We start from the raw sequence: 26302 nt of genomic DNA on the forward strand, positions 1-26302 counted from the left end.
AGTTCATCCCTGGGTCTTCTGGATAGCTTCGCGAAGCACCTGGCGGTCGTCGAAGGGACGGACCACGCCGGCGATGTCCTGGCCCTGCTCGTGCCCCTTGCCCGCGACCAGCACGGTGTCCCCGGCGTGCGCCCGGGCGACGGTGGCGGCGATCGCGGCGGCCCGGTCCTCGAACAGGAGCACCTCGCCGCGCTCGTGGGACGGCACGGAGGCCGCGCCCTGGAGCATGGTCGCGAGGATCGCCAGCGGGTCCTCGGAGCGGGGGTTGTCGGAGGTCAGTACGGCCGTGTCGGCGAGCCGGGCCGCGGCGGCGCCCATCGGGGCGCGCTTGGTCTGGTCACGGTCGCCGCCGCAGCCGAGGACGACGTGCAGACGGCCCTTGGTGACCTTGCGCAGCGCCTTGAGGACCGACTCGACCGCGTCGGTCTTGTGGGCGTAGTCCACGACCGCGAGGTAGGGCTGTCCGGCGTCCACGCGCTCCAGGCGGCCGGGCACGCCCGGTACGGCGGCGATGCCGTCGGCGGCGGCCTGCGGGTCGAGGCCGGCGACCGCGAGGGCGACGACGGCGGCGAGGGTGTTCGCCACGTTGAACGGGCCGGGCAGCGGCGACCTGGCCTGGATCCGCTCGCCGTCGGGGCCGACGACGGTGAACGTCGAGTCCATGGGCCCGACCTGGACGTCCTCGGCACGCCAGTCGGCGTCGGGGTGGCCCTCGGCGGAGAAGGAGACGACCGGGACGGTCGCCTCCCGGGCGAGCCGGCGGCCGTACTCGTCGTCGGTGTTGACGACGCCGAGCCTGCTGCGTTCCGGCGTGAAGAGCTGTGCCTTGGCCCGGAAGTAGTCCTCCATGTCGGAGTGGAACTCCATGTGTTCCGGGCTGAGGTTGGTGAAGACGGCGATGTCGAAGACGCAGCCGTCGACCCGGCCGAGGACCAGGGCGTGGCTGGAGACCTCCATGGCGACGGCCTCGACGCCGCGCTCGCGCATGACGGCGAACAGTGCCTGCAGGTCGGTGGCTTCGGGGGTGGTGCGCTCGGACTTGATGCGCTCCTCGCCGACGCGCATCTCGACGGTGCCGATCAGGCCCGTGGTGCGGGTGGTCTTCAGACCGCCCTCGACCAGGTAGGCGGTGGTGGTCTTGCCCGAGGTGCCGGTGATGCCGATCTGGAGCAGGTCCCGGCCCGGGTCGCCGTAGATCGTGGTCGCCAGTGCGCCCATCCGCGCGCGCGGGTCGTCGACGACCAGGACCGGCAGGCCGGTCGCGGCGGCGCGTTCGGCACCCGTCGGGTCGGTCAGCACGGCGACGGCGCCGAGGCCCGCGGCCTGGGTGACGAAGTCGGCGCCGTGCAGGCGGGCGCCCGGCAGGGCGGCGTACAGGTCACCGGGGCGGACCGCGCGCGAGTCATGGGTGATGCCCGTGACCTCGGCGGCGCCCTCGACGGCGACACCCAGCTGATCGGCCAGCTCCGCGAGGGGTGTGGCGGAGACCTGAACCGGTCGCGGCGGTCCCGGATATGTCACGGAAGCGCCCTTCTGGGTGATGGGGGACTGATCAGCGTGTGGCACGGCGGTGAGCGTACCGGGCGCACTGGCTCCGGAGCGAAGCGAGGGCTCCTGGGTGCCCTGGTTCCCGGGGTCGGGGGTGATCGTTGTCACGAGTGTTCCTGGTCTTTCCGAGGTGCTGATCAGGGCTTGTAGTCGACGGGCAGGTTCGCGGCCTTCGCGCCGGTCGGCGGCACCTGCAGCGTCTTCAGGGCGAACTCCATCACCTGCTTGTAGACCGGGCCGCAGATCTGGCCGCCGAAATAGCTGCCGGACGTGGCGTTCTGGATGGCGCAGTACACCGTGATCCGCGGTCTGTCCGCGGGCGCGAAGCCGGCGAACGACGACGTGTATCCGCGGTACCTGCCGGTGGCCGGATCCACTCGGTTCGCCGTGCCGGTCTTGCCTGCCACCCGGTACCCGGGGATGCGGGCCTTGATGCCGGTGCCCTGCTCGTCGTCCACCACGGACTCCAGCATCTGGGCGACGGACTTGGCCGTCTTCGCGCTGACCACACGGGATTTCCCGGGCTGGGGAGCGGGCGTGAAGCGGCCGTCGGCGCCCCGGGTGCCGCGCACCAGGGTCGGTTCGACGCGGACGCCGCCGTTGGCGATCGTCGAGTACACGGAGGCGGCCTGCATGGCGCTCAGGGAGAAACCCTGGCCGAAAGGAATCGTGTACTGCTGCGAGGTCGACCAGTCGCCGGGCGCGGCGAGGATGCCCTTGGTCTCGCCCGGGAAGCCGAGCCCGGTGGGCCGGCCGATGCCGAACCGGCGCAGATAGGAGTAGAGGACCTTGTTGGCCTCGGACTGTGACTTGCCGAGCTGGCCGGTGGCGAGGATCGTGCCGATGTTGCTGGACTTGGCGAGCACCCCGTTGAGGGTGAGGTACCAGGTGCCGTGGTCGACGTCGTCCTGGAACAGCCGGTCGCCCCGGTGCAGCCGGTTGGGGACGACGACGTGGGTGAGCGGGGTGGCCGCGTTCTCCTCCAGCACGGCCGCCATGGACATCACCTTGGCGGTGGAGCCGGGCTCGTAGGCGTCCTGGACGGCCGCGTTGCCCATGGCCTCCGCGTCGGCCTTCGACAGGTCGTTCGGGTCGAAGCCGGGCGAGTTGGCCATCGCCAGGATCTGGCCGCTGCGGGTGTCCTGGACGATGACGTAGCCGCGGTCCGCCCTGGACTTCTTCACCTGCTCGGAGATGGCGTTCTGGGCGGCCCACTGGATGTCGCGGTCGATGGTGAGTTCGACGTCGCTGCCGGGCACGGCCGGGGTCTCGGTCGATCCCGCCGTGGGCACCTCGCGGCCGCCGGACTGGGCGTAGCGGATCTTGCCGTCCTTGCCGGACAGCTGCTTGTTCAGCTCCTGCTCGATGCCGCCGCCGCCCCGGCCGTCGGCGTTGACCCAGCCCAGTATCCCGGCGGCGAGGTCGCCGTTGGGGTACACGCGCTGGCTGCTGGGGTCGGCGAAGACGCCGGCGAGGACGTTGGGCGCCTTGCCGTCGGAGCCCGCCTTCTTGGTGAGGGCGGCCTTCAGGTCCTTGATCTGCTTCCAGACCTGCGGGGTCTGGCGCACCGCCAGCTTGGCGTAGCGGGACAGCTTGTTCTTGGGCCGCAGCTTCGTGACGATCGCGTCCTGGTCCTGGCCGAGGATCGGCGCGAGCAGGGCGGCGGCCTGCTCGGGTCCGTCGTCGATCTTGAGCTGCTTGCGGCCGAACATCGTGGGGTCGGCCGTGATGTCGTACGCGTCCTCGCTGATCGCGAGGGCCACGCCGTTGCGGTCGGTGATCCCGCCGCGGTCGGCGGCCAGGGTGTGCACGACGTAGCGGTTCTGCTCGGCCTTGGAGGCGTACGCGTGCGCTTCGACGGCCTGGACCTGGAGCAGCCGTACGACGAAGGCGCTCATCACCAGGGTGAGGGCGAGGCCCACCATGCGCAGCCGAGGCCTGGGCCGGCCGAGCCGGAGCGGCGGCGGGGGCATCGGCCGGGCCCCGCCGGGCCCGGGCTGCCGCCGGACGGAGCCCCCCGCCCGGCGGGGCTGGCCCCGGTCCGGACGGGGCCGGGGACTCGGGGAAGGCTTCGCGGGGCCGGGCACACGGCGGCGCGGCGGTTCCCTGTCGGACACTTCCGTCACCTGCCGGAGGTCGGGGTGGGGGCGGGCTGGAGGGGGGAGAGCGGCGCCACCGCCGCTGCCGGGGCGGTGGTCACCGGGGCCGCGGGAGTGGGCGTGGGGCTGGGGGTGGGCGTCGGGGCGCCGGGGGTCGCCGCCGGCGAGGACGGCGGGGCGGCGGACGGTGTGACGGTCTTCGGGGCGGCCGGGCCGTCGAGCGCGGCCGGCTCCGGGCTCGCGGCGCCGGGTACGCCCTTGACGGTTCCGCCGGGCTCCAGGAAGGCGGGGTCCCCGCCGGGGACCATGCCGAGTTCGCGGGCGCGGCGCTGGAGGGCGTCGGGGGACGAGTAGCCGTCGATGTCCCGCTGGAGTGCCTGTTCCTCGTCGGTGAGGTTCTTCGTCTGCTTGCGCAGGGCGTCGAGGCGGAACGAGCCCTCGCTGAGGGCGGAGTTCAGCACCAGCAGCCCGATGAGGCCGCCGCCGAGCAGCAGGACGACGAGCAGGACGAACGGGGCGCGGGCCGCGCGGGCGCGGCCGGCCGGGAGAAGCCGGGCGAGCCGGGCGGCCCTCCCCCTCAGTTCGGGTTTCCTACTCACTGGGCCTCCGGTGGCTCCGGTGCGCCGACGGGTGAGTCCGGGAACCCAGCCGACCCGTTCCGCTCACTCGGCGTCCTCCCTGATGCGCTCGGCGCCGCGCAGCCGGGCGGGGGCGGCCCGGCGGTTCTCGGCGATCTCTTCCTCGGTGGGAAGTTCGGCACCGCGCGTGAGCAGCTTGAGCCGCGGCTGGTAGCGCTCGGGCACGACGGGCAGTCCGGGCGGCGCGGTGGTGGCGGCGCCGGCCGCGAACACCTGTTTCACCAGCCGGTCCTCCAGGGAGTGGTACGACAGCACGGCGACGCGCCCGCCGACGCCGACGGCCTTGACCGCCGCCGGGATCGCCCGCTCCAGGACGGACAGCTCGCCGTTGACCTCGATGCGCAGGGCCTGGAAGGTGCGCTTGGCCGGGTTGCCGCCGGTGCGCTTGGCGGCCTGCGGCAGCGCGTCCCGGATCAGCTCGACGAGCCGCGCGCTGTTGCTGAACGGCTCCTTCTCGCGTTCCCGGACGATCGCCGAGACGATCCGCTTGGCCTGCTTCTCCTCGCCGTAGGCGCGCAGGATCCGCACCAGTTCGCCCGCCGGGTAGGTGTTGAGCACCTCGGCGGCGCTGATGCCGGTCGTCTGGTCCATGCGCATGTCGAGCGGGGCGTCCTGGGCGTAGGCGAAGCCGCGGTCGGCCTCGTCGAGCTGCATGGAGGACACGCCGAGGTCGAACAGGACGCCCTGGACGCGCGCGACGCCGAGCCGGTCCAGGACCTCGGGCAGTTCGTCGTACACCGCGTGCACGAGGGTGGCGCGGTCCCCGTAGGGCGCCAGCCGCTCACCCGACAGGCGCAGCGCCTCCTTGTCGCGGTCGAGGCCGATCAGCCGCACCTGGGGGAACCTGCTCAGCAGCGCCTCGCTGTGGCCGCCGAGGCCGAGGGTGCAGTCGACGACCACCGCTCCCGGCCGCTCCAGGGCGGGCGCCAGCAGGTCCAGGCACCGCTGGAGCATCACCGGGACGTGTCGACTCTCGCTCAAGGGGGCCTCTCGTTTCCGGCGGGCCGTACGCACCGCCGGGTCCCCGCCCGCTCCGTGAAGGGGAGGCCCGCCGGCGCCGGAAGCGTCGGCCGGCCGGGAGCGGGAGGAGGCCGAGCCGTACGTACGCGCCGCGCACGTGGGGAGACCGTCCGGGTGAGGGCCGGGGTCTCCGGGGGATTCACCAGCAGGGAGAGCCGCGCCTCCCGCTTCGCGTCACTTTAGTCGACCGTGTCGCGCGGTCAATCAACCGGCCTGCGCGTCGCCCGACCGGGCACGAATACGGTTCGCGCTGTGTGTGGAGTCGCTCACAACAAGCCACAATGGCGTTCTTTGTCCGCTCTGCACAGCAGGACCGGAACGGGTATGACCAGTACGGTCTTGGGTATGACGACTTCTGCAGCAGCTCAGACCGGGGCCGATGGAACCATAGCGGGTGACGGCACCGTCACGGACCGCCTCTTCGAAGCCAACCAGGAGTACGCCGCCGCGTTCAGCGACCCCGGGATGGACGCCCGGCCCGTCCTGCGCGTGGCCGTCGTGGCCTGCATGGACGCCCGCCTCGACCTGCACAAGGCCCTCGGCCTGCAGCTCGGCGACTGCCACACCATCCGCAACGCCGGCGGGGTCGTCACCGACGACGTGATCCGGTCCCTGACCATCAGCCAGCGCGCCCTCGGCACCCGGAGCGTGGTGCTGATCCACCACACCGGATGCGGCATGGAGTCCATCACCGAGGACTTCCGGCACGACCTGGAGCTGGAGGTGGGCCAGCGTCCCGCGTGGGCGGTGGAGGCCTTCCGGGACGTCGACCAGGACGTACGGCAGTCGATGCAGCGCGTGCGCACCTCGCCGTTCCTGCTGCACACCGACGACGTGCGCGGCTTCGTCTTCGACGTCAAGACGGGCCGGCTGCGCGAGATCGACCCGGCCTGACGAAGCGGCGCCGGCCCGTCACGAACACCCCCGCGTCGCGCGGGCGTTCCGTCACCGCACCCGGAGAACGGCGGCCGAAAAGGCCGTAAGACCGACATAGTGCGGGCAGTTGTCCACAGGCGAGTGACACGAATCGGTAACGGCGGCAAGAATGCGGGGTGTGGCGTCGCCCGGAACCCTTCCGGCGCGAAGTCCGTGTTTCGGGGTGGGCCGGTTTCGCAGCGCAGAGCGTCGGCCCGAGTAAGAACGGGCCGAGGAGGGCCGGGTGACGACCTATGACGATCGGGCGAGCCATGGGGGAGCCCCCGCGCGAGCGCAGCCGAGCGTGGGGGATGATCTGACCGCCACTGTGGAGCGTGTCCGCAGTTCGGTGGAGGGTGTGATCGAGGGCAAGCCCGAGGTCGTACGGCTTTCGCTGACCGTACTGCTCGCCGAGGGACACCTGCTGATCGAGGACGTCCCCGGCGTGGGCAAGACGATGCTGGCCAAGGCACTGGCGCGGTCCATCGACTGCTCGGTGCGGCGCATCCAGTTCACGCCCGACCTGCTGCCCTCGGACATCACGGGCGTGTCCATCTGGGACCAGCAGCGCCGGGACTTCGAGTTCAAGCCGGGCGCCATCTTCGCGCAGATCGTGATCGGTGACGAGATCAACCGCGCCTCGCCGAAGACCCAGTCGGCCCTGCTGGAGTCCATGGAGGAACGGCAGGTCACGATCGACGGGCAGAGCTACGAACTGCCCAGCCCGTTCATGGTGGTGGCCACGCAGAACCCGGTCGAGATGGAGGGCACCTACCCGCTGCCCGAGGCCCAGCGCGACCGCTTCATGGCCCGGGTCTCCGTCGGCTACCCGAGTGTCGAGGCCGAGCTGCGGATGCTCGACGTCCACGGCGGGGTGAGCCCGCTGGAGGACCTGCAGCCGGTGGCGCACGCGCACGAGATCGTGAAGCTCGTCGAGGCCGTGCGCGGGGTGCACGTCTCCGAGGCGGTGCGCCGGTACGCGGTGGAGCTGGTCGCGGCCACGCGCACCCATCCCGACCTCAGACTCGGCGCGTCCCCGCGCGCGACCCTGCATCTGCTGCGCGCCGCCAAGGCGTCCGCCGCCCTCGCCGGCCGGGACTACGCGCTGCCGGACGACGTGCAGGAACTCGCCGTCGCGGTCCTCGCCCACCGGCTGCTGCCCACCGCGCAGGCCCAGCTCAACCGGCGGACGGCCGAACAGGTGGTGCTGGAGATCCTGCAGCACACCGCCGTACCCGCGGCTCCGCAGCAGCACGGCGGCTTCGGCTCGCTGGGCCGGACCATGCCCGCCTATCCCCCGCAGCCCCCTCGGGGTCTTTGATGAGCACCGGGGGGACGGGGCGGGCGGAGCCCGACCGCGGCGACGCGAGCGGCGTCCGTACCGCCCTCGCGGGACTCACCACGCGCGGGCGCTCCTTCCTCGCGGCCGGGATCGCGGCCGCGGTCTGCGCCTACGTGCTGGGCCAGAGCGATCTGCTCCGGGTAGGCCTGCTGCTGGCGGTGCTGCCCCTGCTCTGCGCTGCCGTGCTCTACCGCACGCGCCACCGGGTGACCGGCAGCCGCCGGCTCTCCCCCGCGCGCGTGCCCGCCACCGGCGAGGCGCGCGTGCACCTGCGGATGGACAACGTCTCCCGGCTTCCCACCGGCCTGCTGATGCTCCAGGACCGGGTGCCCTACGTCCTCGGGCCCCGGCCCCGCTTCGTGCTGGACCGGGTGGAGCCGGGCGGGCGCCGCGAGGTGTCGTACCGGGTCCGCTCCGACCTGCGCGGCCGTTATCCGCTCGGCCCGCTGCAGCTGCGCCTGACCGACCCGTTCGGGATGTGCGAGCTGACCCGGTCCTTCTCCACGTACGACACGCTGACCGTGATACCGCGCACGGAGCCGCTGACACCGGTCCGGTTCAGCGGCGAGGCCAAGGGGTACGGCGACGGCCGGCAGCGGTCCCTGGCCCTGGCCGGCGAGGACGACGTGATCCCGCGCGGCTACCGGTACGGCGACGACCTGCGCCGGGTGCACTGGCGCTCCACCGCGCGCTACGGCGAGCTGATGGTGCGCCGCGAGGAGCAGCCGCGGCGTTCGCGCTGCACGGTGCTGCTGGACACCCGGGCCCTCGGCTACGAGGGCGCGGGCCCCGACTCGGCGTTCGAGTGGGCCGTCTCCGGTGCCGCGTCGGTCCTGACGCACCTGCTGGAACGGGGTTTCTCGGTGCGGCTGCTGACGGACGGCGGCACCTCGGTGCCCGGCGAGGGCGCCGACGGGTTCGCGGGCAGCGGCCCGGACAGCGCCGACGCGGCCGGGCTGATGATGGACACCCTCGCGGTGATCGACCACTCCGACGGCACGGGCCTGTCCCGGGCGTACGACTCGCTGCGCGGCGGGAACGAGGGGCTGCTGGTGGCCTTCCTGGGCGACCTGGACGAGGAGCAGGCCGCCGTGGTCGCCAGGATGCGCCAGCGCAGCGGCGGAGCGCTGGCGTTCGTGCTGGACCCCGACGCGTGGGTGCGGGGGACGACCGGGGCGCCGGCCTCCGGCGGCCCGCACGGGGAGCGGCTGCGGATGCTGCGCGACGCGGGCTGGACGGCGCTGGGCGTGCCGCGCGGGGCGTCGCTGAACGATCTGTGGCGGCAGGCGGACCGGGAACGCTCCGGCCTGACCGGCGTCGCCGGGGAGGCACAGTGATGAGCGGGCGGGCCCGGCTGGCCCTGTTCGCCGCCGCGGCCACGCTGATGACCGCGTGCGCGCTGCTGCCCCTGGTGGACCAGCCGACGTGGCTGTTCACGACGATACTGCTGGTCGGCGTGCAGACCGGGGTGGGCGCGGCGGCCCGGCGGGTGCCGCTGGCGAGGCCGCTGACCGTGGCCGCGCAGGCCTTGGTCACGCTGATGCTGCTGACCCTGGTCTTCGCCCGGCGGCAGGCGGTCGGCGGGCTGGTCCCCGGCCCGGACGCGTTCCGCCACTTCGGCGAACTGCTCCAGCAGGGCTCGGACGACGTCAGCCGGTACGCGATACCGGCACCGCTCACCGACGGCATCGAGCTGATGCTGATCGGCGGGGTCCTGGTGATCGGTCTGCTGGTCGACACCCTGGCGGTGACCTTCCGCAGCGCGGCCCCGGCCGGGCTGCCGCTGCTCGCGCTCTACTCGGTGGCCGCGGGGCTGTCCGACAGCGGCACCGACTGGCTGTCCTTCCTGATCGCGGGCGCCGGCTATCTGATGCTGCTGCTCGCCGAGAGCCGGGACCGGCTGGCCCAGTGGGGCCGCGTCTTCGGCGGGGCCTCCCGCGACCCGGGCGGACCGGAGAGCGGGGCGGTGGCGCCGGTGCGCGCCGGGCGCCGGCTCGGCGCGGTGGCTCTCGGTGTCGCCGTGCTGGTGCCGGCCATCCCCCTGTTCTCGATCCAGGGCGGGCTGCTGGACGCCGCGGGGACGGGCGTCGGCGCGGGCAACGGCAGGGGCGGCACGATCTCCGCGGTCAACCCGCTGGTGTCGCTGCGCGACAGTCTCAACGTGGACAACGACCGCCAGGTGCTGTCGCTGAGGACCACGGCGGGCGACCTGTCGGACATGTACCTGCGGATCGTGTCCCTGGACGACTTCGACGGCACGACCTGGAAGCCGTCCCAGCGGCACATCGTGGCGCTGCCGGACGCCCTGCCGACCCCCGCCGGCCTGGACTCGGGCGTCAAGCGCAGCACGGTGCGCACCCGGATCACCGCGGCGGACTGGTACGCCCAGGACTGGCTGCCGATGCCGTACCCGCCGAGCAGGGTGAGCATCGGCGGCAACTGGCGGTACGAGCCCGTCGGCATGACGCTCGTCGGCGACCACGGGCAGAACACCCGCGGTGAGGTCTACGAGGTGCGCAGCCTCGACGTGCAGCCGACCGCCGGCGAGCTGGCCGCCGCACCACAGGCGCCCGCGGCCCTGCGGCGCGAGTACACCAGGGTGCCGTCCAGGCTGCCGAAGGTGGTGGCCAGGACCGCCGAGGAGATCACCGCGGGCTCCTCCAGCCACTACGACGAGGCGGTCAAGCTCCAGGAGTGGTTCGCGGTGAACGGCGGCTTCCAGTACGACACCGAGGTCGAGGTCGGCCAGGGTCCGGACGCCATCGCGAACTTCCTGCGGAAGAAGCAGGGCTTCTGCGTCCACTTCTCCTTCGCGATGGCCGCGATGGCCCGCACGCTGGGGATCCCGGCCCGGGTGGCCGTGGGCTTCGCGCCCGGCACCCCGCAGGCGGACGGCTCGGTCTCGGTGTCGCTGAAGGACGCGCACGCCTGGCCCGAGCTGTACTTCGAGGGCGTGGGCTGGACCCGCTTCGAGCCGACCCCGACCCGGGGCACGGTGCCCTCGTACACCCAGTCGAACACGCCGGGCACGTCGGAGCCGGACGAGGCCCTGCCGTCGCGCGGGGCGTCCCAGGCGCCCTCGGCCGAGGCCTCGCCCAGCGAGAGCTGCTCGGCGCAGCTGCGCAAGCTCGAGGCGTGCGACACCCCGGCCGCGGCCATCGCGCGTCCCGGCGGTGGTGGCGGCGGCTGGGACCTGCTGTGGCTGGGGCTGACCGGGCTCGGTGTCCTGGCCGTGCTGGCGGTGCCCTTCCTGCCGCTGCTGTGGCGGGCCCGGCTGCGGGCCGTCCGGCTGGGCGGGCACGCGCGGACCGCGGAGGGCGCCGCCGCCCACGCGCTGCTGGCCTGGCAGGAGCTGACCGACAGCGCCTGGGACCTCGGCATCCTCCCGGAGGAGTCGCTGACCCCGCGCAACGCGGCGGCCAGGATCGTGCGACTGGGCCGTCTCGACGCGGCCGCCAGGGCCGCGGTGGACCGGGTGGCGGACGCGGTGGAGCAGGTGCTGTACGCGCCCCGGCCGCGACCGGTGGCGGGCCTCGCCGACGACGTGCGCCACGTGGTCGCCGCCCTGCACGGAGGCGTGCGCCGGCGCACCAGGCTGAGGGCGCGGTTCGCGCCGCGTTCGGCCGCGCGGGTGCTGTGGGCGATGTCGGACCGGTGGGCGGCGCTCAGGGCACGCGCGGTGGCGGCCCGGCCGTCGTGGCTGCGGCCGTCGGGGCAGCGGGGCTGAACCTCCGTGACCGCGGACCGGCGGTCCCGGAGCACACGTGAGGGGTGACCACCGTCCGGTGGTCACCCCTCACGGATGTCCGTGGCTCCGAGCGCCCGCGGTGCGAGCCCGGCCCGCTCCGAACAGCGTGCGCTAGTGGCCCTGCTGCTCGTCGCGGCGGCGCTGCCAGCGCTGTTCGATCCGGTCCATCATGGAGCGCTTCTGCCGTACCTGGCGTCGCGGGGCGCCCGCGGGCTGCTCGCCCGGCTTGGGGGCCTTGCGCCAGCCGGTCACGGCGAGCACGGCACAGCCCAGCATCACCAGGAAGCCCACCACGCTGATCCAGATCTGCTTGGCGACCATTCCGGCCATGAGGAGCGCGATACCCACGAGGAAGCCCACGACCGCCTGGTAGACCCGCCGCCGGGTGTACGTCCGCAGCCCACTTCCCTCAAGCGCCGACGCGAACTTGGGATCTTCGGCGTACAGCGCTCGCTCCATCTGCTCGAGCATGCGCTGCTCGTGCTCCGAGAGCGGCACGGAGTCCTCCTCATCGTGCAGTCGCCGGGGCGACCCGGGGGGTCCCTTCAGGATAGGCAGGGAATCGCCCCCGTGAAACCCGCCCCTCTGCGCCAATTGGCCAACCGGAATCCATCCTGGCCGTCCCGGCTCGCTGAGGCTTCCATTCCCCGGCGGCCGACCCGTCATGCCGGACGGCGTACCTCGATCATACGGCGCAAACCGCTCGATCGGGTGTCTTGTGGCGTACTCCATCCACCGCCGAGCCCCTGATCAGCGGCGCGTCTCCGGGAGCACTCAGGCCTCGGTGGCCGCCCGCGTCTCACCGAGCACATGGAGCTGGGTGGCGACCGAGTGGAAGGCGGGCAGCTCGGCCGCCGCCGCCTCGAGCTTCAGCAGGGCGTCCATGGCGCCGGGCTCGGTGTCCACCAGGACGCCGGGCACGAGGTCGGCGAAGACCCGTACGCCGTGCACCGCGCCGACCCGCAGGCCCGCGCCCTCCACCAGCGCGGTGAGCTGCTCGGCGGTGAAGCGGCGCGGCACCGGGTCCCCGGCGCCCCAGCGGCCCTCGGGGTCCTGGAGCGCCTGCTTGGCCTCCTTGAAGTGGCCGGCCAGGGCCCGGGCGAGCACGGCACCGCCGAGACCGGCGGCGAGCAGGCTGAGGACGCCCTCGGGGCGCAGCGCGGCCACCGCGTTGCGCAGGCCCTCGGCCGGGTCGTCCACGTACTCCAGGACGCCGTGGCACAGCACCACGTCGTGGCCGCCGCGCTCGACCACGTCGAACAGGCCGTGGGCGTCGCCCTGGACGCCCCGGACCCGGTCGGCGACACCGGCCTCGGCGGCGCGGCGTTCGAGGGCGAACAGCGCGTTGGGGCTGGGGTCGACGACGGTGACCCGGTGACCGAGGCCGGCGAGGGGTACGGCGAAGTTCCCGCTGCCGCCCCCGGTGTCGAGAACGTCCAGCGACTCCCGCCCCGTGGCCTTGATCCGGCGGTCCAGGGCGTCCTGGAGGACCTCCCAGACCACTGCGGTACGGAGGGAGGAACGGGGGCGCATCGGGTCCGACACGGCAGTTGACTCCTCGGCGCGGCACCACCTGTTGCCCGGCGGCGCGAACGGGGTGCCTCCCCGGCCCGGATGCGGGAGACGGGAAGGCTTCAGGCAACTCCACCCTATTGCCTCCGCCGCCGCACCCGGTCATCGCGGTGGGGTGGGCCGTGTCCGTCTCGCAGGGCGGACGGCCGAGGTCAGCCCGCGTCCGGGAGGCCGCCGCGGGCGGGTGGGCCCGGGGGCTCCCCGGTGTCGTGGCGGGGCTGGGGCAGGACGGGCTGGAGCACCAGCATCCGCTCGACGATGCGGAGGAACATCGCCACGTCGCGTATCAGGTCGTCGGCGTCCCGCCGGCCGGCCGCACCCTGGATGCCCGCCTCGGCGCGGGCGCGGCGGGCGGCGCCGGAGGCGAACAGCGCGCTCCACTCGGTCAGTTCGGGAGCCGTCTCGGGCAGCACCTCCCAGGCGCTGCGGATGCGGGCCCGGCGGCGCGGGGAGGTCTCGGGACGGCCCCGGGCCGCGAGCACCGCGGCGGCGGTGCGCAGGGCGGCGAGGTGGGCGGTCGCGTAGCGCTCGTTCGGTGTCTCCAGGCGGCCGGCCTCCTCGAGTCCGGCGCGGGCCTGGGCGAGCAGGTCGAGGACGGCGGGCGGGGCCGTGGCCCGGCGGAGCACGGGGTGCACGTCGCTCGCCGGGCCGGTCAGTGAGGGGGCAGGGCCGGTGGCGCGGCGCCGGTGGGCGGCGGCTGCGGAGGGATTGGCCATGACGAACCTCCTGTCGTCTGGTGACGGCACGAATGCCGTATGTCCCCATCGTGGGGTATGGCACTGACAATCCGTTCTGACCTGCCGCTTTGCCTCGATCAGGGGTTCGGGAGTATTTTTGTACTGACCAGTCAGTGCAAAAAGAGAACAGGCAAGGGGGAGGCTTGTGGACGGCGCGCATCTCACCGCCGAGGGCCTCGGGCTCAGGGGGCCACGAGGGTGGGTCTTCCGGGACGTCGCGCTCGACGCGGAGCCCGGCTCACTGATCGCGATCGAGGGACCGTCCGGCTCCGGCCGCACGTGTCTGCTGCTCGCGCTCACCGGACGCATGAAGCCCACCGAGGGAGTGGCCACGGTGGCCGGCTTCAAACTCCCCCGGCACATGGCCGCCGTGCGCCGGATCGGCGCCGTGGCCAACGTGGCCGGTGTCACCGACCTGGAACCGGCCCTGACCGTGGGAGAGCACCTGCGCGAACGGGCCCTGCTGCAGAACCGGTTCGGCGACTCCCTGCGGGAGATGCTCCGCCCCCGCCGGGACCGGATCCACGACGCCCGGCTGCGCGTCGACGCGGCCCTGGCCGCCGCCGGACTCGACGTGGAGACGCTCCCCAAGGGCTCGCGGACGGCCGTGCGGGACCTGGAACGGCCCGCGGAACTGCGGCTGTCCCTCGCGCTGGCCCTGCTCGGCCGGCCGCGGCTGATCGGTGTGGACGACATCGACGTGAAGCTCTCGGACGCCGAACGCGAGGAGATCTGGGACCTGCTGCGGTCCCTCACGCGCGCGGGCACGACGGTGATGGCCGTGTGCCGCACCGCCCCCGCGGACTGCCTCACCGTCTCCACCCGGCCGGCCGAGGGGACCGGCGGGGACGGCGGGCCCGGGCCGGACGGCGACAGCGCGCCGAGGACCGGTGAAGACACGTCGCAGGCCGACGACGACGGCACTGCGAAGACCGACGACGGCAACGACCGGAAGGAGGCGGCGGATGCGCACGCCGAGGCTGGCCGCGCTTGAACTGAGGCGCTTCGGACGGGGGAAGCTGCCGCGCGCCGCCCTGGTCGCGCTGCTCGTGCTGCCCCTGCTGTACGGCGCCCTGTACCTGTGGTCCTTCTGGGACCCCTACGGCCGCCTGGACCGCATCCCGGTGGCCCTGGTGAACGACGACAAGGGCGCCACGGCGGGCGGGAAGAAGGTGACCGCCGGCGACGACATCGTGGCCGGGCTGCGCGACAGCCGGACCTTCGAGTGGCACGAGGTGAGCGACGCCGAGGCCCGCCGGGGCGTCGAGGACGGCACCTACTACCTGTCGCTGACCATGCCCGCCGACTTCAGCGGCCGGATCGCGTCCAGCTCCGGCGACTCCCCCGAGACGAGCGCGCTCAGGGTGCGCACCAACGACGCGAACAACTACATCGTCGGCCAGATCTCCCGGACCGTCTTCAACGAGGTCCGCTCGGCCGCGTCCAGCAAGGCGTCCCGTTCCTTCCTGGACCGGATCTTCATCTCCTTCTCCGACATCCACGGCAAGACCGTGACGGCCGCCAAGGGCGCCGACCGCCTCAAGGGCGGCCTCGGCAAGGCGGAGAAGGGTTCCAAAGATCTGGCGGCCGGCCTGAAGGACGCCAAGAGCGGCAGCGGCAAGCTGGCCAAGGGGCTGAAGAAGCTCGACTCGGGCGCGGGCCGGCTGGAGAGCGGCTCCAAGCGGGTCGCGGACGGCACCCAGACCCTCGCGGACAACGTCAACGGCGTCTACAAGCAGGCCGGTCCGTTCCTGAAGGACAACGAGAAGACCATCGGGGACACCGCCCGGCTGGTCGCCGACTCGGCCGCGACCGTCCGGCACAACCTCGGGACCATGGTGAAGCTGGCACCCGGCGCCGCCAGGACCGCCCACGCCTCCTCGGCCGCACTGGACGCGGTCTACGAGGCCCGCTGCGAGAAGGCGGTGATCCCCGACCCGGCCTGTCCCGACCTGAAGAAGGCCAAGCAGGCGGCTGCCGACGTGGCCACCGTCGCCGACGACCTCAACACGCTGATCGCCGACCAGGACGGCTCCCTGAAGACCATGCGGGCCAACCTCGCCACGCTCCAGAAGCAGGCCGAGGCCCTCGCCGCCCGCGCCCCGCACCTCTACGAGGACGTCGACGACGCCGTCAAGAAGATCAACGAGCTGAACGACGGCGCGGCCGAGGTCGCCGCCGGCGCCAAGAAGCTGCACGCCGGGATCGGCACCGCCGGCACCGGGGCGGCGAGGCTCGACAAGGGCATCGGCACCGCCGAGTCGGGCGCGCAGACCCTCAGCGGCGGGATGTACAAGCTGGTCGACGGCTCCGGCAAGCTGGCCGGCGGTCTGCACGACGGCGCCAAGAAGATCCCCGACTACGACGAGCAGGACCGCGACAAGCGCACCGGCGTGATGGCCGACCCGGTCCAGCTCGCCTCCCACGACCTGCACAAGGCGCCCAACTACGGCACCGGCTTCGCCCCGTACTTCATCCCGCTGTCCCTGTGGGTCGGCGCGATGGTGGCGTACATGCTGATCCCGCCGCTCAACCGGCGTGCCCTGGCGGCCGGTTCACCGGCCTGGCGGATCGCGCTGGCCGGCTGGCTGCCGGTGGTCGCGGTGGGCGTGCTGCAGACGGCCGCGCTGATGGCCGTGCTGCACTGGGCGATCGGGCTGCAGATGGCGCGGGCGGCCGGCACGGTCGGGTTCCTGTTCCTGGTGGCGGCGTGCTTCGCGGCGATCGTGCAGTGGCTGAACGCCCGCTTCGGCGCGGCGGGCCGGATCCTGGTGCTGGCGCTGCTGATGCTCCAGCTCACCTCGGCGGGCGGCACCTATCCCGTGCAGACCAGCCCGGGCTTCTTCAACGCCATCCACCCCTTCCTGCCGATGAGCTACATCGTGGCGGCGCTGCGCCGGCTGATCACGGGCGGCGGGCTCGGCCCGGTCTGGCAGGCGTGCGGCGTACTGGCCGCCTTCACCGCGGGCGCCGTCGCGCTGACCGCCCTCGCGGCCCGGCGCCGCCAGGTGTGGACTCTGGACCGGCTGCACCCGGAACTGAGCCTGTGATCCCCGGGACGTCCCCGCACGCGCGCGTACCTGTGACAATCGGGGCCATGGAAAGCAGCAGCGCCACCTCCGGCGGCAGCACGCGCCGCGAGGCCACCCGGCAGAAGCTCTACGAGGCCGCCGTCACGCTCATCGCCGAGCAGGGCTTCTCCGCCACCACCGTGGACGAGATCGCCGAGCGGGCCGGTGTCGCGAAGGGCACGGTCTACTACAACTTCGCGAGCAAGTCGGTCCTCTTCGAGGAACTGCTGCGGCACGGCGTGGGCCTGCTCACCGCGTCCCTCCGGGAGGCGGCCGAGCGGACCGCGGCGGAGGGCGGCGGCAAGGTGGACGCCCTGGACGCGATGGTCCGCGCGGGCCTGGTCTTCATCGACCGCTACCCGGCCTTCACCCAGCTCTACGTGGCCGAGCTGTGGCGCACCAACCGCGCCTGGCAGTCCACGCTGATGGTGGTGCGGCAGGAGGCCGTCGCCGTCGTGGAGGGGGTGCTGCGCGAGGGCGTGGCGGCCGGTGAGTTCAGCGACGAGATCGACGTCCAGCTCACGGCGGCCGCGCTGGTCGGCATGGTGCTGGTGGCCGCCCTGGACTGGAAGTCGTTCCAGCCGGAGCGCTCCCTGGACGACGTCCACGCCGCCCTGTCCCGGCTGCTCCAGGGACGGGTGAGCGGGAAGGGCTGAGGCCACCCGGAGCACGGAGAAGGCGCCGGTCCTCTCGGGCCGGCGCCTTCCCACTCCCCCGTACTTCCCGTACTCCCCCGTGCTCCCCCGTACGGATCTCCCCCCGTGGTCTCCCGCGGCGGTCCGCCGCGGGTCCCCCGTGCCTCGCTTCCGCCGACGGATCGGCGGAAGGAGCGGCCAGGGCGCGGCGCCGTTCCGCCGCCCCGTGCCGGCGGTGCCGGTCCGCGCCCCCTGCCGTGACACCACTCTCCCGTGCCCGGCGGCCGCGGCCCATCCGTGCGCGTACTCATCCGGCCGTCTGAGTACGCGTACTCAGTGCCGCGTACGCGTGCCCGGGACGGCGGCCCGCCGAATGGCTACGATCCCTTGCGTGTCCGTACTCCCTCTGGTCTTCACCAGCGGCTGGGCCAGCGGCATCAACGCCTACGCGGTGGTGCTGCTGCTCGGCCTGTTCGGCAGGGCCGGGGTGAGCGACGACGTCCCGCAGACGCTGCAGCGGCCCGAGGTGCTGATCGCGGCGGGCGTGCTGTTCCTGTGCGAGGCGGTCGCGGACAAGATCCCGTACGTCGACTCGGTGTGGGACACCGCGCACACCGTCGTACGGCCGCTCGCGGGCGCCTGGATCGGGGCACTGCTCGCCGGGCAGAGCGGTTCGCTGTCGGACGTGGCGGCCGGACTGCTCGGCGGTTCGACCGCGCTGGCCAGTCACGGCGTGAAGGCCGGTACCCGGATGGCGGTCAACACCTCGCCGGAACCGTTCAGCAACTTCGTGCTGAGCACCGCCGAGGACCTGGGGGTCGCCGGCATCGTGTCGTTCGCGATGTTCCATCCCGAGGCGGCCGCGATCATCGCGGCGGTGCTGCTGGCCGCCGGGCTGGTCGTGCTGGTGTTCCTCGTCTCCCGCCTCCGGCGCTTCCTGCGGCGCCGGGCGCAGCGGCGGGAGGAACGCCGGCTGGCCTCCCGGGTGCCCGGACCACCGGGCTGACCCGGTCCGGACCGCCCGCCGCCGGTGCTGTCGCCGCCGGTGGATAAAGTCGCGGTCATGGCACGGATTGCGGTGATCGGCGCCGGGATGGGCGCGATGGCGGCCGCTGCCCGGCTGGCCGTCGCGGGCCACCGGGTGGCGGTGTACGAGCGTACCGGGACGTACGGCGGGGCGGTGCGCCGCTTCGAGCGGGACGGATTCGCCTTCGACACCGGGCCGGGGCTGCTGCCGCTGCCCGCCGTGTACCGCGACCTGTTCGTCAAGACGGGCAAGAGGCCGCTGGAGGACGTCGTCGAGCTGGTCCAGGTCGACCCGTCCGCGCGGCACGTCTTCGCGGACGGCACCGGGGTGGCCCTGCCGAACGCCTCCCGCGCGGGCGTGGTCGCGGCTTTGGACGAGGCCCTGGGCGCCGGTGCCGGGCAGCGCTGGGGTGACTTCCTGGTGCGGGCCCGGGAGGCCTGGGACCGCACCCGCCGGCCGCTGCTGGAGGAGCCGCTGTGGCCGAACTGGCGGGTGCTGGCCGAGCGTGAGCCCTATCCGTCGGTGCCGCACAAGCGGCTGCTGCGCACCCGCCGGGCCGGCACCCTGGCCGAGATCGGCGCCTGGGAACTGCGCGACGAGCGTCTGGCGGCCCTGCTCGACGCCCACGCCCTCGCCCACGGCCTCGATCCGCGCACCGCGCCGGCGAGCGCGGCCGTACTGCCCTACATGGACCACGCCTTCGGCACCTGGTACGTGCGCGGCGGCATGCGGGAGCTGGCCCGGGCGGTGTACGAGCGGTGCCTGGAGCGGCGGGTGGAGTTCGTCCTCGGCGCCGAGGTGACCGGGATCGTGGAACGGGACGGCCGGGCGGCGGGGGTGGAGCTGGCCGACGGGACGGTGGCCGGGGCGGACTTCGTGGTGGCCGGGGTGGCGCCCGAGGTGCTCGGCCGGCTCGTGACGGGGACGCCCCTGCGGGGTGACGACGAGGTCGGCGCACAGCGGGGCATGCCGAGCCGGCTGACGGTGCTGCTGGCGCTGCGCGGCGGGCGGCCGGCGCAGGCGGCGCACCGGACCGTGGTGCACGCCGAGGACCGCGAGGCGGAACTGGACCTGCTGTTCGCGGGCCCGGGCGGGGCGGCGGCCCGGCCGACCGTGACCGTGCTGCGCCCCGACGACCCGGCGCTGGTGCCGGACGCCGCCCACGAGTCGGCCGTGCTGGTGTCGACGGTGCCCGCCCGGACCGACGTCGAGGGCCCGGCCGGGCGCCAGGCCCTCGACGAACAGGCCGATCGCATGATCAGCGCGGCCGAGCGCGCCCTGCCCGGGCTGCGCGACCGGATCCTGTGGCGGGAGGTGCGCACCCCCGCCGCGATCGAGGAGGCCACGGGTGCGACGGGCGGCGCGGTGCCGGCCCCGGCGCTCGCGGCCGGCGGCGGGCGGCTGCTGCATCCGGGCAACACCACCGGGCTGCCGGGCCTGTTCACCGTCGGTGGCTGGTCCCACCCCGGCGGCGGGCTGCCGCACGCCGGCATGTCGGGGGCGCTGGTGGCCGGGCTGATCGTGGAGGGTCCCGGGTTCCGCGGCTCCCAGTGAGCCGGGAGCCGGGGGCCGGGCGTCAGAAGCGGTACTGCTCGTCGTACCCGGCTCCGGGCTGCTGCTGCCCGTTGCCCTGGTACGGGTACGGCTGCTCCTGCGGGAGTTCGCCGCCGTAGCCCTCGTCGCTGCGCTGCTGCGGGACCCAGACCCCGCCCGCCGGGGTCTCGCCGTAGCCGCCGGTGGCGTACGGGTCCTGGCCGTAGGCCTGCTGGCCGTACTGCTGCTGGCCGTAGCCGGCGTCGTAGCCGGCGTTGCCGTAGCCCTGGCTGCCGACGTACGGGTCGGAGTAGTTGGCGTAGCCCTGCTGACCGCCGGTGTCGTAGCCGTAGTTCTGCTGGCCGTAGCCCGAGTAGTCGTAGGCGTAGTTCTGGTCGCCGGCCTGGGCCTGCGGCTGGGCCGCGGCCGCGTAGGCGGTCTCGCCGTAGACGCCGTAGGAGCCGGTGTCGTCCGGGAGCGGCTGGGGCTCGTAGACGGCGGTGGTCTCGGCGGCGGACGGCTCGGGCATGGGGGTCCCCCCACTCGAGCCCGGCCGGGAGTGGGGGTGGGCCGGGGTGAAGACGTCGTCGCGGTCGTAGTCGTCGCCGTGGGCGAGCTGATCGTGGCCGTAGCCGGCGTCGGCGTGGCCCTCGCCCGCCTCCAGGTCGGAGACCTCCAGCGTCGGGTCCTGGCGTTCCGCCCGGCCGCGGCGGCGCTTGCTGCCGCCGCTCTCCGCCTCGTCCTCGGGACGCTTGACCGCCCAGCCGGCCGCGAAGCCGCGGCGGAAGGACAGCGTGACGTAGGTCTGGCCGAGCGCGAAGGCGATCGCGCCCGCGCCGATGACGACGACCGAAGGCATCAGCACACCGACGACGACGCCGAGGAAGCCGGCGAAGGCGAGCAGCCGCCAGCGCAGCCGCGCCTTGTACTGCAGCAGCACCTCACCCAGCAGCCACAGTGCGACGACGCCGAACGCGATGTAGAGGACCGTCCAGCCCATGTACGCCCCTCTCCCAGTGGCCGCTACGCAGTGTGTCGTATCGCGGTGCGGCCGGTCTAGGCCTGCGGGGGGTGGTGCAGGCCCAGGTTCTCGTAGATTTCCAGGGTCGCCGTGGAGTTGTTGAGCGTGATGAAGTGCAGTCCGGGCACTCCCTCGGCCAGCAGCCGTGCGCAGAACTCCGTGGCGAACTCGATACCGATGGAGCGTACCGCCGCCGGATCGTCCTTCGCTGTGAGGATGCGCTCTTTCAGGGCGTCCGGGAACAGCGCGGTGCTGAGCTTGGGCACCCGCTCCAGCATCCGCACGCTGGTGACCGGCAGGATCTCGGGGATCACGGGCGTCTCGCAGCCCGCGGCCCCGACCCGGTCGCGCAGCCGCAGATACGACTCCGGCTGGAAGAACATCTGTGTGATGGCGTAGTCGGCGCCCGCGCGGCACTTGTCGACGAAGTGCCGGACGTCGGTGTCCCAGTCGGCGGAGCGCGGGTGCATCTCGGGGAAGGCGGCGACGCCCACGCAGAAGTCGCCGGATTCCTTGATGAGCCGCACGAGTTCGGCCGCGTACTCCAGGCCCTGGGGGTGCGGGACCCAGTCGCCCATCGGGTCGCCGGGCGGGTCGCCGCGCACGGCGAGCATGTTGCGGATGCCGGCGTCCGCGTACTGGCCGATGATGTTGCGCAGCTCGGCGATGGAGTGGTCGACCGCGGTGAGGTGGGCGACCGGGGTGAGCGTCGTGTCGACGACGATCTGCTGGGTCTCCCTGACCGTGGTGGTCCGGGTGGTGCCGCCGGCGCCGTAGGTGACGGACACGAAGTCCGGCGCCACCGCCTCGACCCTGCGCAGCGCGTTCCACAGGTTCCGCTCGCCCTGGGGCGTCTTCGGCGCGTAGAACTCGAACGAGTACGTCGTCTTGCCGGTGGCGAGGATGTCGCGCACGGTGCGTGCGCGATCAGTCCTGGTGGATGCGGTTCCGAGGGCCATACCCGCAGGTTAGTCAGGGGTGGGCGGTACCCCAACCGGACGTCGGTCATTTGCCCGATTTGCCGCCTGTCCGTCCACCCCTTGGACAGAAATCCGGACAGAGTCCGCCCGGAACACGCCCGTCCGCGCTACCGCTGCCGCAGCCGCTTGGCGAACCGCGCGGCGGCGTCGCCCGGGTCGTCGGCCTCGGTGATCGCCCGGACCACGACCACCCGGCGGGCGCCCGCGTCCAGCACCTGCTCCACGTTGCCGTGGTCGATGCCGCCGATGGCGAACCAGGGGCGGTCGGTGCCCAGCTCCGCGGTGTACCGCACCAGGCCGAGGCCGGGGGCGGGCCGGCCGGGCTTGGTCGGGGTGGGCCAGCACGGGCCGGTGCAGAAGTAGTCCACGCCCTGCTGGACGGCGGCGGCCGCGGCCTCGGACTCGGTGTGCGTGGAGCGGCCGATCAGCACGCCGTCGCCGAGGACGGCGCGGGCGGCGGGCACGGGGAGGTCGCCCTGGCCCAGGTGGAGCACGTCGGCGCCGGCGGCGTGCGCGACGTCGGCCCGGTCGTTGACCGCGAGCAGCCTGCCGTGCCGGGCGCAGGCGTCGGCGAACACCTGGAGGTGCTCCAGCTCCTCGGCGGCCTCCATGCCCTTGTCGCGCAGCTGCACGATGTCGACCCCGCCCGCCAGGACCGCGTCCAGGAACTCGGCGAGGTCGCCCTGCCGCCTGCGGGCGTCCGTGCAGAGGTAGAGCCGGGCGTCGGCGAGTCGGTCGCGGGCGGTGTCGGACATGCGTGGGTCCCCCCGGGTCGGTGTCCATGGGCGTGCGCGCGCGGGGCGTACGGGCCGGGCCGGTACGCCACCGCGCGCGGTGCGGTTCGGATCAGAAGGCGAGCGCCTGGGCGCGCCGCTTCACCTCCGTGCCGCGATTCTCGCTCAGGGCCTGCGCGGGGGTGCCGGGCAGGCTGGGGTCCGGGGTGAAGAGCCACTCGATCATTTCCTCGACCGTGAAGCCGTCGTCCCGCAGGAGCGTCAGGGTCCCGGACAGGCCCTTGACGACCTTGTCCCCGTCGATGAAGGCGGCGGGGACGTGCAGCGCCCGGTTCTCACCTCGGCGTACGGCGATGAGCTGGCCCTCCTTGACCAGCTGCCGCACACGCGTCACCTCGACATCGAGCCGTTCGGCGATGTCGGGGAGGGTGAGCCAGCCGGGGACGAGTGCATCGATCTTTGCGTCAATCTCGGTCACGGGATCTAGCCTGCCATCCGCCACCGACAGTCGGAAGCCAGGCCGGTCCGCGCGGGGGGACCCCGCTAGTCGAGCGTGGCGGTCTTCAGGGGCCGGGCCGGGTCGGCCAGGGCCTCGGGGTCCATGCGGCGGCCCGCCTCGATCAGGCGCCGGCCCTGGGCCAGGTCACGCGGGCGGCCCACGGCCAGCAGGGCCACCAGCCGGTCCTCGCGCAGCCAGCAGACGGACCAGGCCGGCCCCTCCGGATCACCGCGCCACACCGTCCGGTCGGCGGCGGCGTGGTGGCCCGCGTACTGGACGAACCGGCCGAACTGCTCCGACCAGAAGTACGGCACCGGGTCGTAGACGGTGGGGATCTCGCCCAGGATGTTCGCGGCGACCGTGCGCGGCCCCTGCAGGGCGTTGTCCCAGTGGTGGACCAGCAGCCGGGCGCCGTAGCGGGCGGACGGGAAGGAGGCGCAGTCGCCGACGGCGTACACGTCCTCGGCGGAGGTGCGCAGCCGGTCGTCGGCCAGGACCTCGCCGTGCGCGCCCAGCTCGATGCCGGAGCCGGCCAGCCAGGCGGTGGCGGGCCGGGCGCCGATGCCGACCACGACGGCGTCCGCGGGCAGCCGGGTGCCGTCGTCGAGCACCACCGAGCCGGGCTCCACGCGGTCCACGCGCGCGCCGGTGCGCAGTTCGGCGCCGCTGTCGGCGTACCAGGCGGTCATGGGCGCGGCGACCTCGGCGGGCAGCGCACCGGCGAGCGGCCGGTCGGCGGCCTCCACGACGGTCACCGCGCAGCCCGCCTCGCGGGCCGCGGTGGCGAACTCGGCGCCGATCCAGCCCGCTCCGACGACCACGATGTCGTGCTGCCGGGCCAGTACCGGCCGCAGCCGTTCGGCGTCGTCCAGGGTGCGCAGCAGATGCACCCCGGGCACGCCCTCGGTGCCGGGCAGCGTGACCGGTTCGGCGCCGGTGGCGAGGACCAGGACGTCGTACGGCACGGGGCCGGCGCCGGTGTCCAGTTCGTGCGCGGCGGGGCGCACGCCCAGCGCCTCGCAGCCGAGCCTGAGTTCGATGCCGAGGGACTCGAAGTCCACGTCGAAGGCGGAGCCCTCGGCCGTGCCGAGGAGTACGGCCTTGGACAGCGGCGGCCGGTCGTAGGGCTGGTGGGGCTCGGCGCCGATCAGGGTGACTGTGCCCGTGAAGCCCTGTTCCCGCAGGGCCACCGCGGTCTGCACCCCGGCCATGCCCGCGCCGGCGACCACCACGCGCCGCGGCGGCGTGCCCTGCTGTGCTGTCTGCTCGCTCACCCGATCACCTTAGACAACTGACGGAACGTCAGTCAGTGGGCGTGCTCGGTGACCTGCTCCACGACGCTGGTCCCGGCGCCCTCCTGCGACTCCCACTCCCAGGTCTCCTCCAGCCGCACCCGCCCGTCGGGCAGCTCCACGACCGTCGAGACGCAGTGCCCGGAGGAGGTGGTCCCGTCCTGCTTGAGCTGTACGTACCGGAAGTCCAGCCGGTCGCCCTCCCGGGTGCCGACCAGGTGGCCGCGCACCACGTCGCCGCCCGCGTAGTCGGCCCAGATCTCGCCGCCCCGCTCGTGGTAGGCGAAGCGGGTGCGCGTACCCACCTGACCCGGAGCCTGGTCCGCCACCGGGGCCAGGTGGAGTCCGTCGAGCGAGGGTGCCATGGGGCGGGGCTCCTTACGGGGTCGGGGCGCCGAGGGCTAGGGTGGCCACCGTACAAGCACTCGCGGGAGCCCGGACGCACCGGGCTGAGAGGGAGGCTGGCGGCCTCCGACCGTACGAACCTGATCCGGGTCATGCCGGCGAAGGGAGGGGCTGGACGCCCATGCCGTCACGTACGTCCGACGTCCTCGTCATCGGGGGCGGGATCATCGGCCTGGTCACGGCCTGGCGTGCCGCGCAGCGCGGGCTCGCCACGGCCGTGGTGGACCCCGAGCCCGGCGGCGGGGCCGCGCGGGTCGCGGCGGGGATGCTGGCCGCGGTCACCGAACTGCACTACGGCGAGGAGCGACTGCTCGCCCTCAACCTGGAATCGGCCCGCCGCTACCCGGACTTCGTGGCCGAGCTGACCGAACTGACCGGTCACGACCTGGGTTACCGGCGCTGCGGCACGCTCGCCGTGGCGCTCGACTCGGACGACCGCGCCCATCTGCGGGAGCTGCACGCCCTGCAGCGGCGCTCGGGACTCGACTCCGAGTGGCTGTCGGGGCGGGAGTGCCGGCGGCTCGAACCCATGCTCGCCCCCGGGGTGCGGGGCGGGCTGCGCGTCGACGGAGACCACCAGATCGACCCCAGGCGGCTGGCCTCCGCCCTGGTGGAGGCGTGCGAGCGGGCCGGGGTGGTGTTCCACCGGTGCTGGGCCGAGCGGCTCGACGTCACCGGGGGCCGGGCCGCCGGGGTGACGGCGGCGGACGGCACCCGGCTGGGCGCGGGCCGGGTGGTGCTCGCCGGCGGCAGCCTCAGCGGGCGCCTCGCGGGCGTCCCGGACGACCTGCTGCCCCCGGTGCGGCCGGTGAAGGGCCAGGTGCTGCGGCTGACCGTGCCCCGGCGGTTCGCGCCGTTCCTGAGCCGCACCGTGCGGGCCGTGGTGCGCGGCAGCCAGGTCTACCTGGTGCCCCGGGAGAACGGCGAGCTGGTCGTCGGCGCGACCAGCGAGGAGCTGGGCTGGGACACCACGGTGACCGCGGGCGGCGTGTACGAGCTGCTGCGCGACGCCCACGAGCTGGTGCCGGGGATCACCGAGCTGCCCCTCACCGAGACCCGGGCCGGGCTGCGGCCCGGCTCCCCCGACAACGCCCCGCTGCTCGGCCCGTCCGGGCTCGACGGCCTGCTGCTGGCCACCGGGCACTACCGCAACGGTGTGCTGCTCACGCCGGTCACCGGGGACGTCATGGCCGAACTGCTGGCCGGTGGCGAGCTGCCGGAGGCGGCCCGTCCGTTCACCCCCGAGCGCTTCGGCGCCGCACTCGTGGAGCAGCCCGCATGAGCATCCGTGTCTCGGTCAACGGCGAAAGCCGGGAGATCGCCCCGGGCACCGCGCTGGACGCGCTGGTGAGAACCCTGACCGCGGCGCCCTCCGGGGTGGCCGCGGCCGTCAACGAGACCGTCGTACCGCGCACGCGGTGGGCGGCCACCGCGCTCCTCGACGGCGACCGGGTCGAGGTCCTCACCGCCGTCCAGGGAGGCTGAC

The 26302-nt window shown here is 73.7% G+C and carries 24 protein-coding genes and 1 riboswitch; of the genes, 11 read left to right on the top strand and 13 right to left on the bottom strand.

What is annotated here, in order from left to right:
• Positions 1–3: 3 nt before the first annotated feature.
• From ACWCPN_RS18810 to rsmH, 4 genes are all read right to left on the bottom strand, one after another.
• Entirely contained in the window at positions 4–1656 is a 1653-nt protein-coding gene (locus ACWCPN_RS18810) for a UDP-N-acetylmuramoyl-L-alanyl-D-glutamate--2,6-diaminopimelate ligase (RefSeq protein WP_451207310.1), read from the bottom strand.
• Between the two features lie 29 nt (positions 1657–1685).
• Positions 1686–3665 (bottom strand): peptidoglycan D,D-transpeptidase FtsI family protein, encoded by a 1980-nt coding sequence (locus ACWCPN_RS18815; RefSeq protein WP_451207313.1) that lies wholly within the window; start codon positions 3663–3665, stop codon positions 1686–1688.
• Positions 3666–3670: 5 nt separating this feature from the next.
• A complete protein-coding gene (locus tag ACWCPN_RS18820; protein WP_451207316.1) occupies positions 3671–4246 on the bottom strand; it encodes a septum formation initiator family protein in 576 nt (191 codons plus the stop codon).
• 63 nt (positions 4247–4309) lie between these two features.
• Complete coding sequence (gene rsmH / locus ACWCPN_RS18825; protein WP_392295030.1) at positions 4310–5266, bottom strand: 16S rRNA (cytosine(1402)-N(4))-methyltransferase RsmH; 957 nt, start codon at positions 5264–5266, stop codon at positions 4310–4312.
• Positions 5267–5650: 384 nt separating this feature from the next.
• Between rsmH and ACWCPN_RS18830 the strand changes: the two genes are divergently transcribed.
• From ACWCPN_RS18830 to ACWCPN_RS18845, 4 genes are all read left to right on the top strand, one after another.
• The gene (locus ACWCPN_RS18830; RefSeq protein ID WP_451207319.1) at positions 5651–6199 is read left to right on the top strand and encodes a beta-class carbonic anhydrase; all 549 of its coding nucleotides are present in this window, start codon (positions 5651–5653) and stop codon (positions 6197–6199) included.
• 265 nt (positions 6200–6464) lie between these two features.
• Positions 6465–7541: an AAA family ATPase gene (locus ACWCPN_RS18835; RefSeq protein WP_451207322.1), complete on the top strand. Its 1077-nt coding sequence runs from the start codon at positions 6465–6467 to the stop codon at positions 7539–7541.
• A complete protein-coding gene (locus ACWCPN_RS18840; protein ID WP_451207324.1) occupies positions 7541–8899 on the top strand; it encodes a DUF58 domain-containing protein in 1359 nt (452 codons plus the stop codon). The genes ACWCPN_RS18835 and ACWCPN_RS18840 overlap by 1 nt, the downstream gene beginning before the upstream one ends.
• Positions 8899–11289 carry a transglutaminase family protein gene (locus ACWCPN_RS18845; protein ID WP_451207327.1) on the top strand — a complete coding sequence of 797 codons (2391 nt, stop codon included), beginning with the start codon at positions 8899–8901 and terminating at the stop codon, positions 11287–11289. Before ACWCPN_RS18840 ends, ACWCPN_RS18845 begins: the two co-directional genes overlap by 1 nt.
• A 132-nt stretch (positions 11290–11421) precedes the next feature.
• Here ACWCPN_RS18845 and ACWCPN_RS18850 read toward each other — a convergent pair whose 3' ends face one another.
• The 3 genes from ACWCPN_RS18850 to ACWCPN_RS18860 all read right to left on the bottom strand — a co-directional run bounded on the left by ACWCPN_RS18850 (position 11422) and on the right by ACWCPN_RS18860 (position 13598).
• A complete protein-coding gene (locus tag ACWCPN_RS18850; RefSeq protein ID WP_199210215.1) occupies positions 11422–11808 on the bottom strand; it encodes a DUF3040 domain-containing protein in 387 nt (128 codons plus the stop codon).
• A gap of 276 nt (positions 11809–12084) precedes the next feature.
• Positions 12085–12855, bottom strand: a complete 771-nt coding sequence (locus ACWCPN_RS18855) for a methyltransferase (RefSeq protein WP_199210216.1) — start codon at positions 12853–12855, stop codon at positions 12085–12087.
• A 179-nt stretch (positions 12856–13034) separates the two neighbouring features.
• Complete coding sequence (locus tag ACWCPN_RS18860) at positions 13035–13598, bottom strand: SAV_6107 family HEPN domain-containing protein (RefSeq protein WP_365126654.1); 564 nt, start codon at positions 13596–13598, stop codon at positions 13035–13037.
• Positions 13599–13764: 166 nt separating this feature from the next.
• Between ACWCPN_RS18860 and ACWCPN_RS18865 the strand changes: the two genes are divergently transcribed.
• The 5 genes from ACWCPN_RS18865 (at position 13765) to ACWCPN_RS18885 (ending at position 19906) form a co-directional block, all read left to right on the top strand.
• Entirely contained in the window at positions 13765–14613 is an 849-nt protein-coding gene (locus ACWCPN_RS18865; protein WP_451207331.1) for an ATP-binding cassette domain-containing protein, read from the top strand.
• Complete coding sequence (locus tag ACWCPN_RS18870; protein ID WP_451207334.1) at positions 14585–16669, top strand: YhgE/Pip family protein; 2085 nt, start codon at positions 14585–14587, stop codon at positions 16667–16669. Before ACWCPN_RS18865 ends, ACWCPN_RS18870 begins: the two co-directional genes overlap by 29 nt.
• A 47-nt stretch (positions 16670–16716) precedes the next feature.
• Positions 16717–17346 (top strand): TetR/AcrR family transcriptional regulator, encoded by a 630-nt coding sequence (locus ACWCPN_RS18875; RefSeq protein ID WP_143636475.1) that lies wholly within the window; start codon positions 16717–16719, stop codon positions 17344–17346.
• 370 nt (positions 17347–17716) lie between these two features.
• The gene (locus ACWCPN_RS18880) at positions 17717–18331 is read left to right on the top strand and encodes a DUF4126 domain-containing protein (RefSeq protein WP_451207337.1); all 615 of its coding nucleotides are present in this window, start codon (positions 17717–17719) and stop codon (positions 18329–18331) included.
• A 57-nt stretch (positions 18332–18388) separates the two neighbouring features.
• Complete coding sequence (locus tag ACWCPN_RS18885; RefSeq protein ID WP_451207340.1) at positions 18389–19906, top strand: phytoene desaturase family protein; 1518 nt, start codon at positions 18389–18391, stop codon at positions 19904–19906.
• A gap of 22 nt (positions 19907–19928) precedes the next feature.
• On the opposite strand, the gene ACWCPN_RS18890 is transcribed toward ACWCPN_RS18885, so the two are convergent.
• The 6 genes from ACWCPN_RS18890 to ACWCPN_RS18915 all read right to left on the bottom strand — a co-directional run bounded on the left by ACWCPN_RS18890 (position 19929) and on the right by ACWCPN_RS18915 (position 24776).
• Positions 19929–20885: an SCO2102 family sporulation regulator gene (locus ACWCPN_RS18890; protein WP_451207343.1), complete on the bottom strand. Its 957-nt coding sequence runs from the start codon at positions 20883–20885 to the stop codon at positions 19929–19931.
• A 56-nt stretch (positions 20886–20941) separates the two neighbouring features.
• On the bottom strand, positions 20942–21865 hold the full coding sequence (metF, locus tag ACWCPN_RS18895) for a methylenetetrahydrofolate reductase [NAD(P)H] (RefSeq protein ID WP_392295037.1): 924 nt from the start codon (positions 21863–21865) through the stop codon (positions 20942–20944).
• A 128-nt stretch (positions 21866–21993) separates the two neighbouring features.
• Entirely contained in the window at positions 21994–22641 is a 648-nt protein-coding gene (gene thiE / locus ACWCPN_RS18900) for a thiamine phosphate synthase (protein ID WP_199210219.1), read from the bottom strand.
• A gap of 91 nt (positions 22642–22732) precedes the next feature.
• Positions 22733–23098: an Rv2175c family DNA-binding protein gene (locus ACWCPN_RS18905; protein WP_451207347.1), complete on the bottom strand. Its 366-nt coding sequence runs from the start codon at positions 23096–23098 to the stop codon at positions 22733–22735.
• Positions 23099–23163: 65 nt separating this feature from the next.
• Entirely contained in the window at positions 23164–24393 is a 1230-nt protein-coding gene (locus ACWCPN_RS18910; RefSeq protein WP_451207350.1) for an NAD(P)/FAD-dependent oxidoreductase, read from the bottom strand.
• A 32-nt stretch (positions 24394–24425) separates the two neighbouring features.
• Complete coding sequence (locus tag ACWCPN_RS18915) at positions 24426–24776, bottom strand: hypothetical protein (protein ID WP_451207352.1); 351 nt, start codon at positions 24774–24776, stop codon at positions 24426–24428.
• Positions 24777–24828: 52 nt separating this feature from the next.
• Positions 24829–24940: riboswitch (TPP riboswitch) on the top strand.
• On the opposite strand from ACWCPN_RS18915, the gene thiO reads away from it, so the two are divergent.
• Positions 24938–26098, top strand: coding sequence for a glycine oxidase ThiO (thiO, locus tag ACWCPN_RS18920; RefSeq protein ID WP_365126681.1), 1161 nt, complete (start codon positions 24938–24940; stop codon positions 26096–26098). Its footprint overlaps the riboswitch before it by 3 nt.
• Positions 26099–26100: 2 nt before the next feature.
• Entirely contained in the window at positions 26101–26301 is a 201-nt protein-coding gene (gene thiS, locus ACWCPN_RS18925) for a sulfur carrier protein ThiS (protein WP_199213496.1), read from the top strand.
• Position 26302 lies beyond the last annotated feature (1 nt).

The organism is Streptomyces sp. NPDC002386, assembly GCF_053593175.1.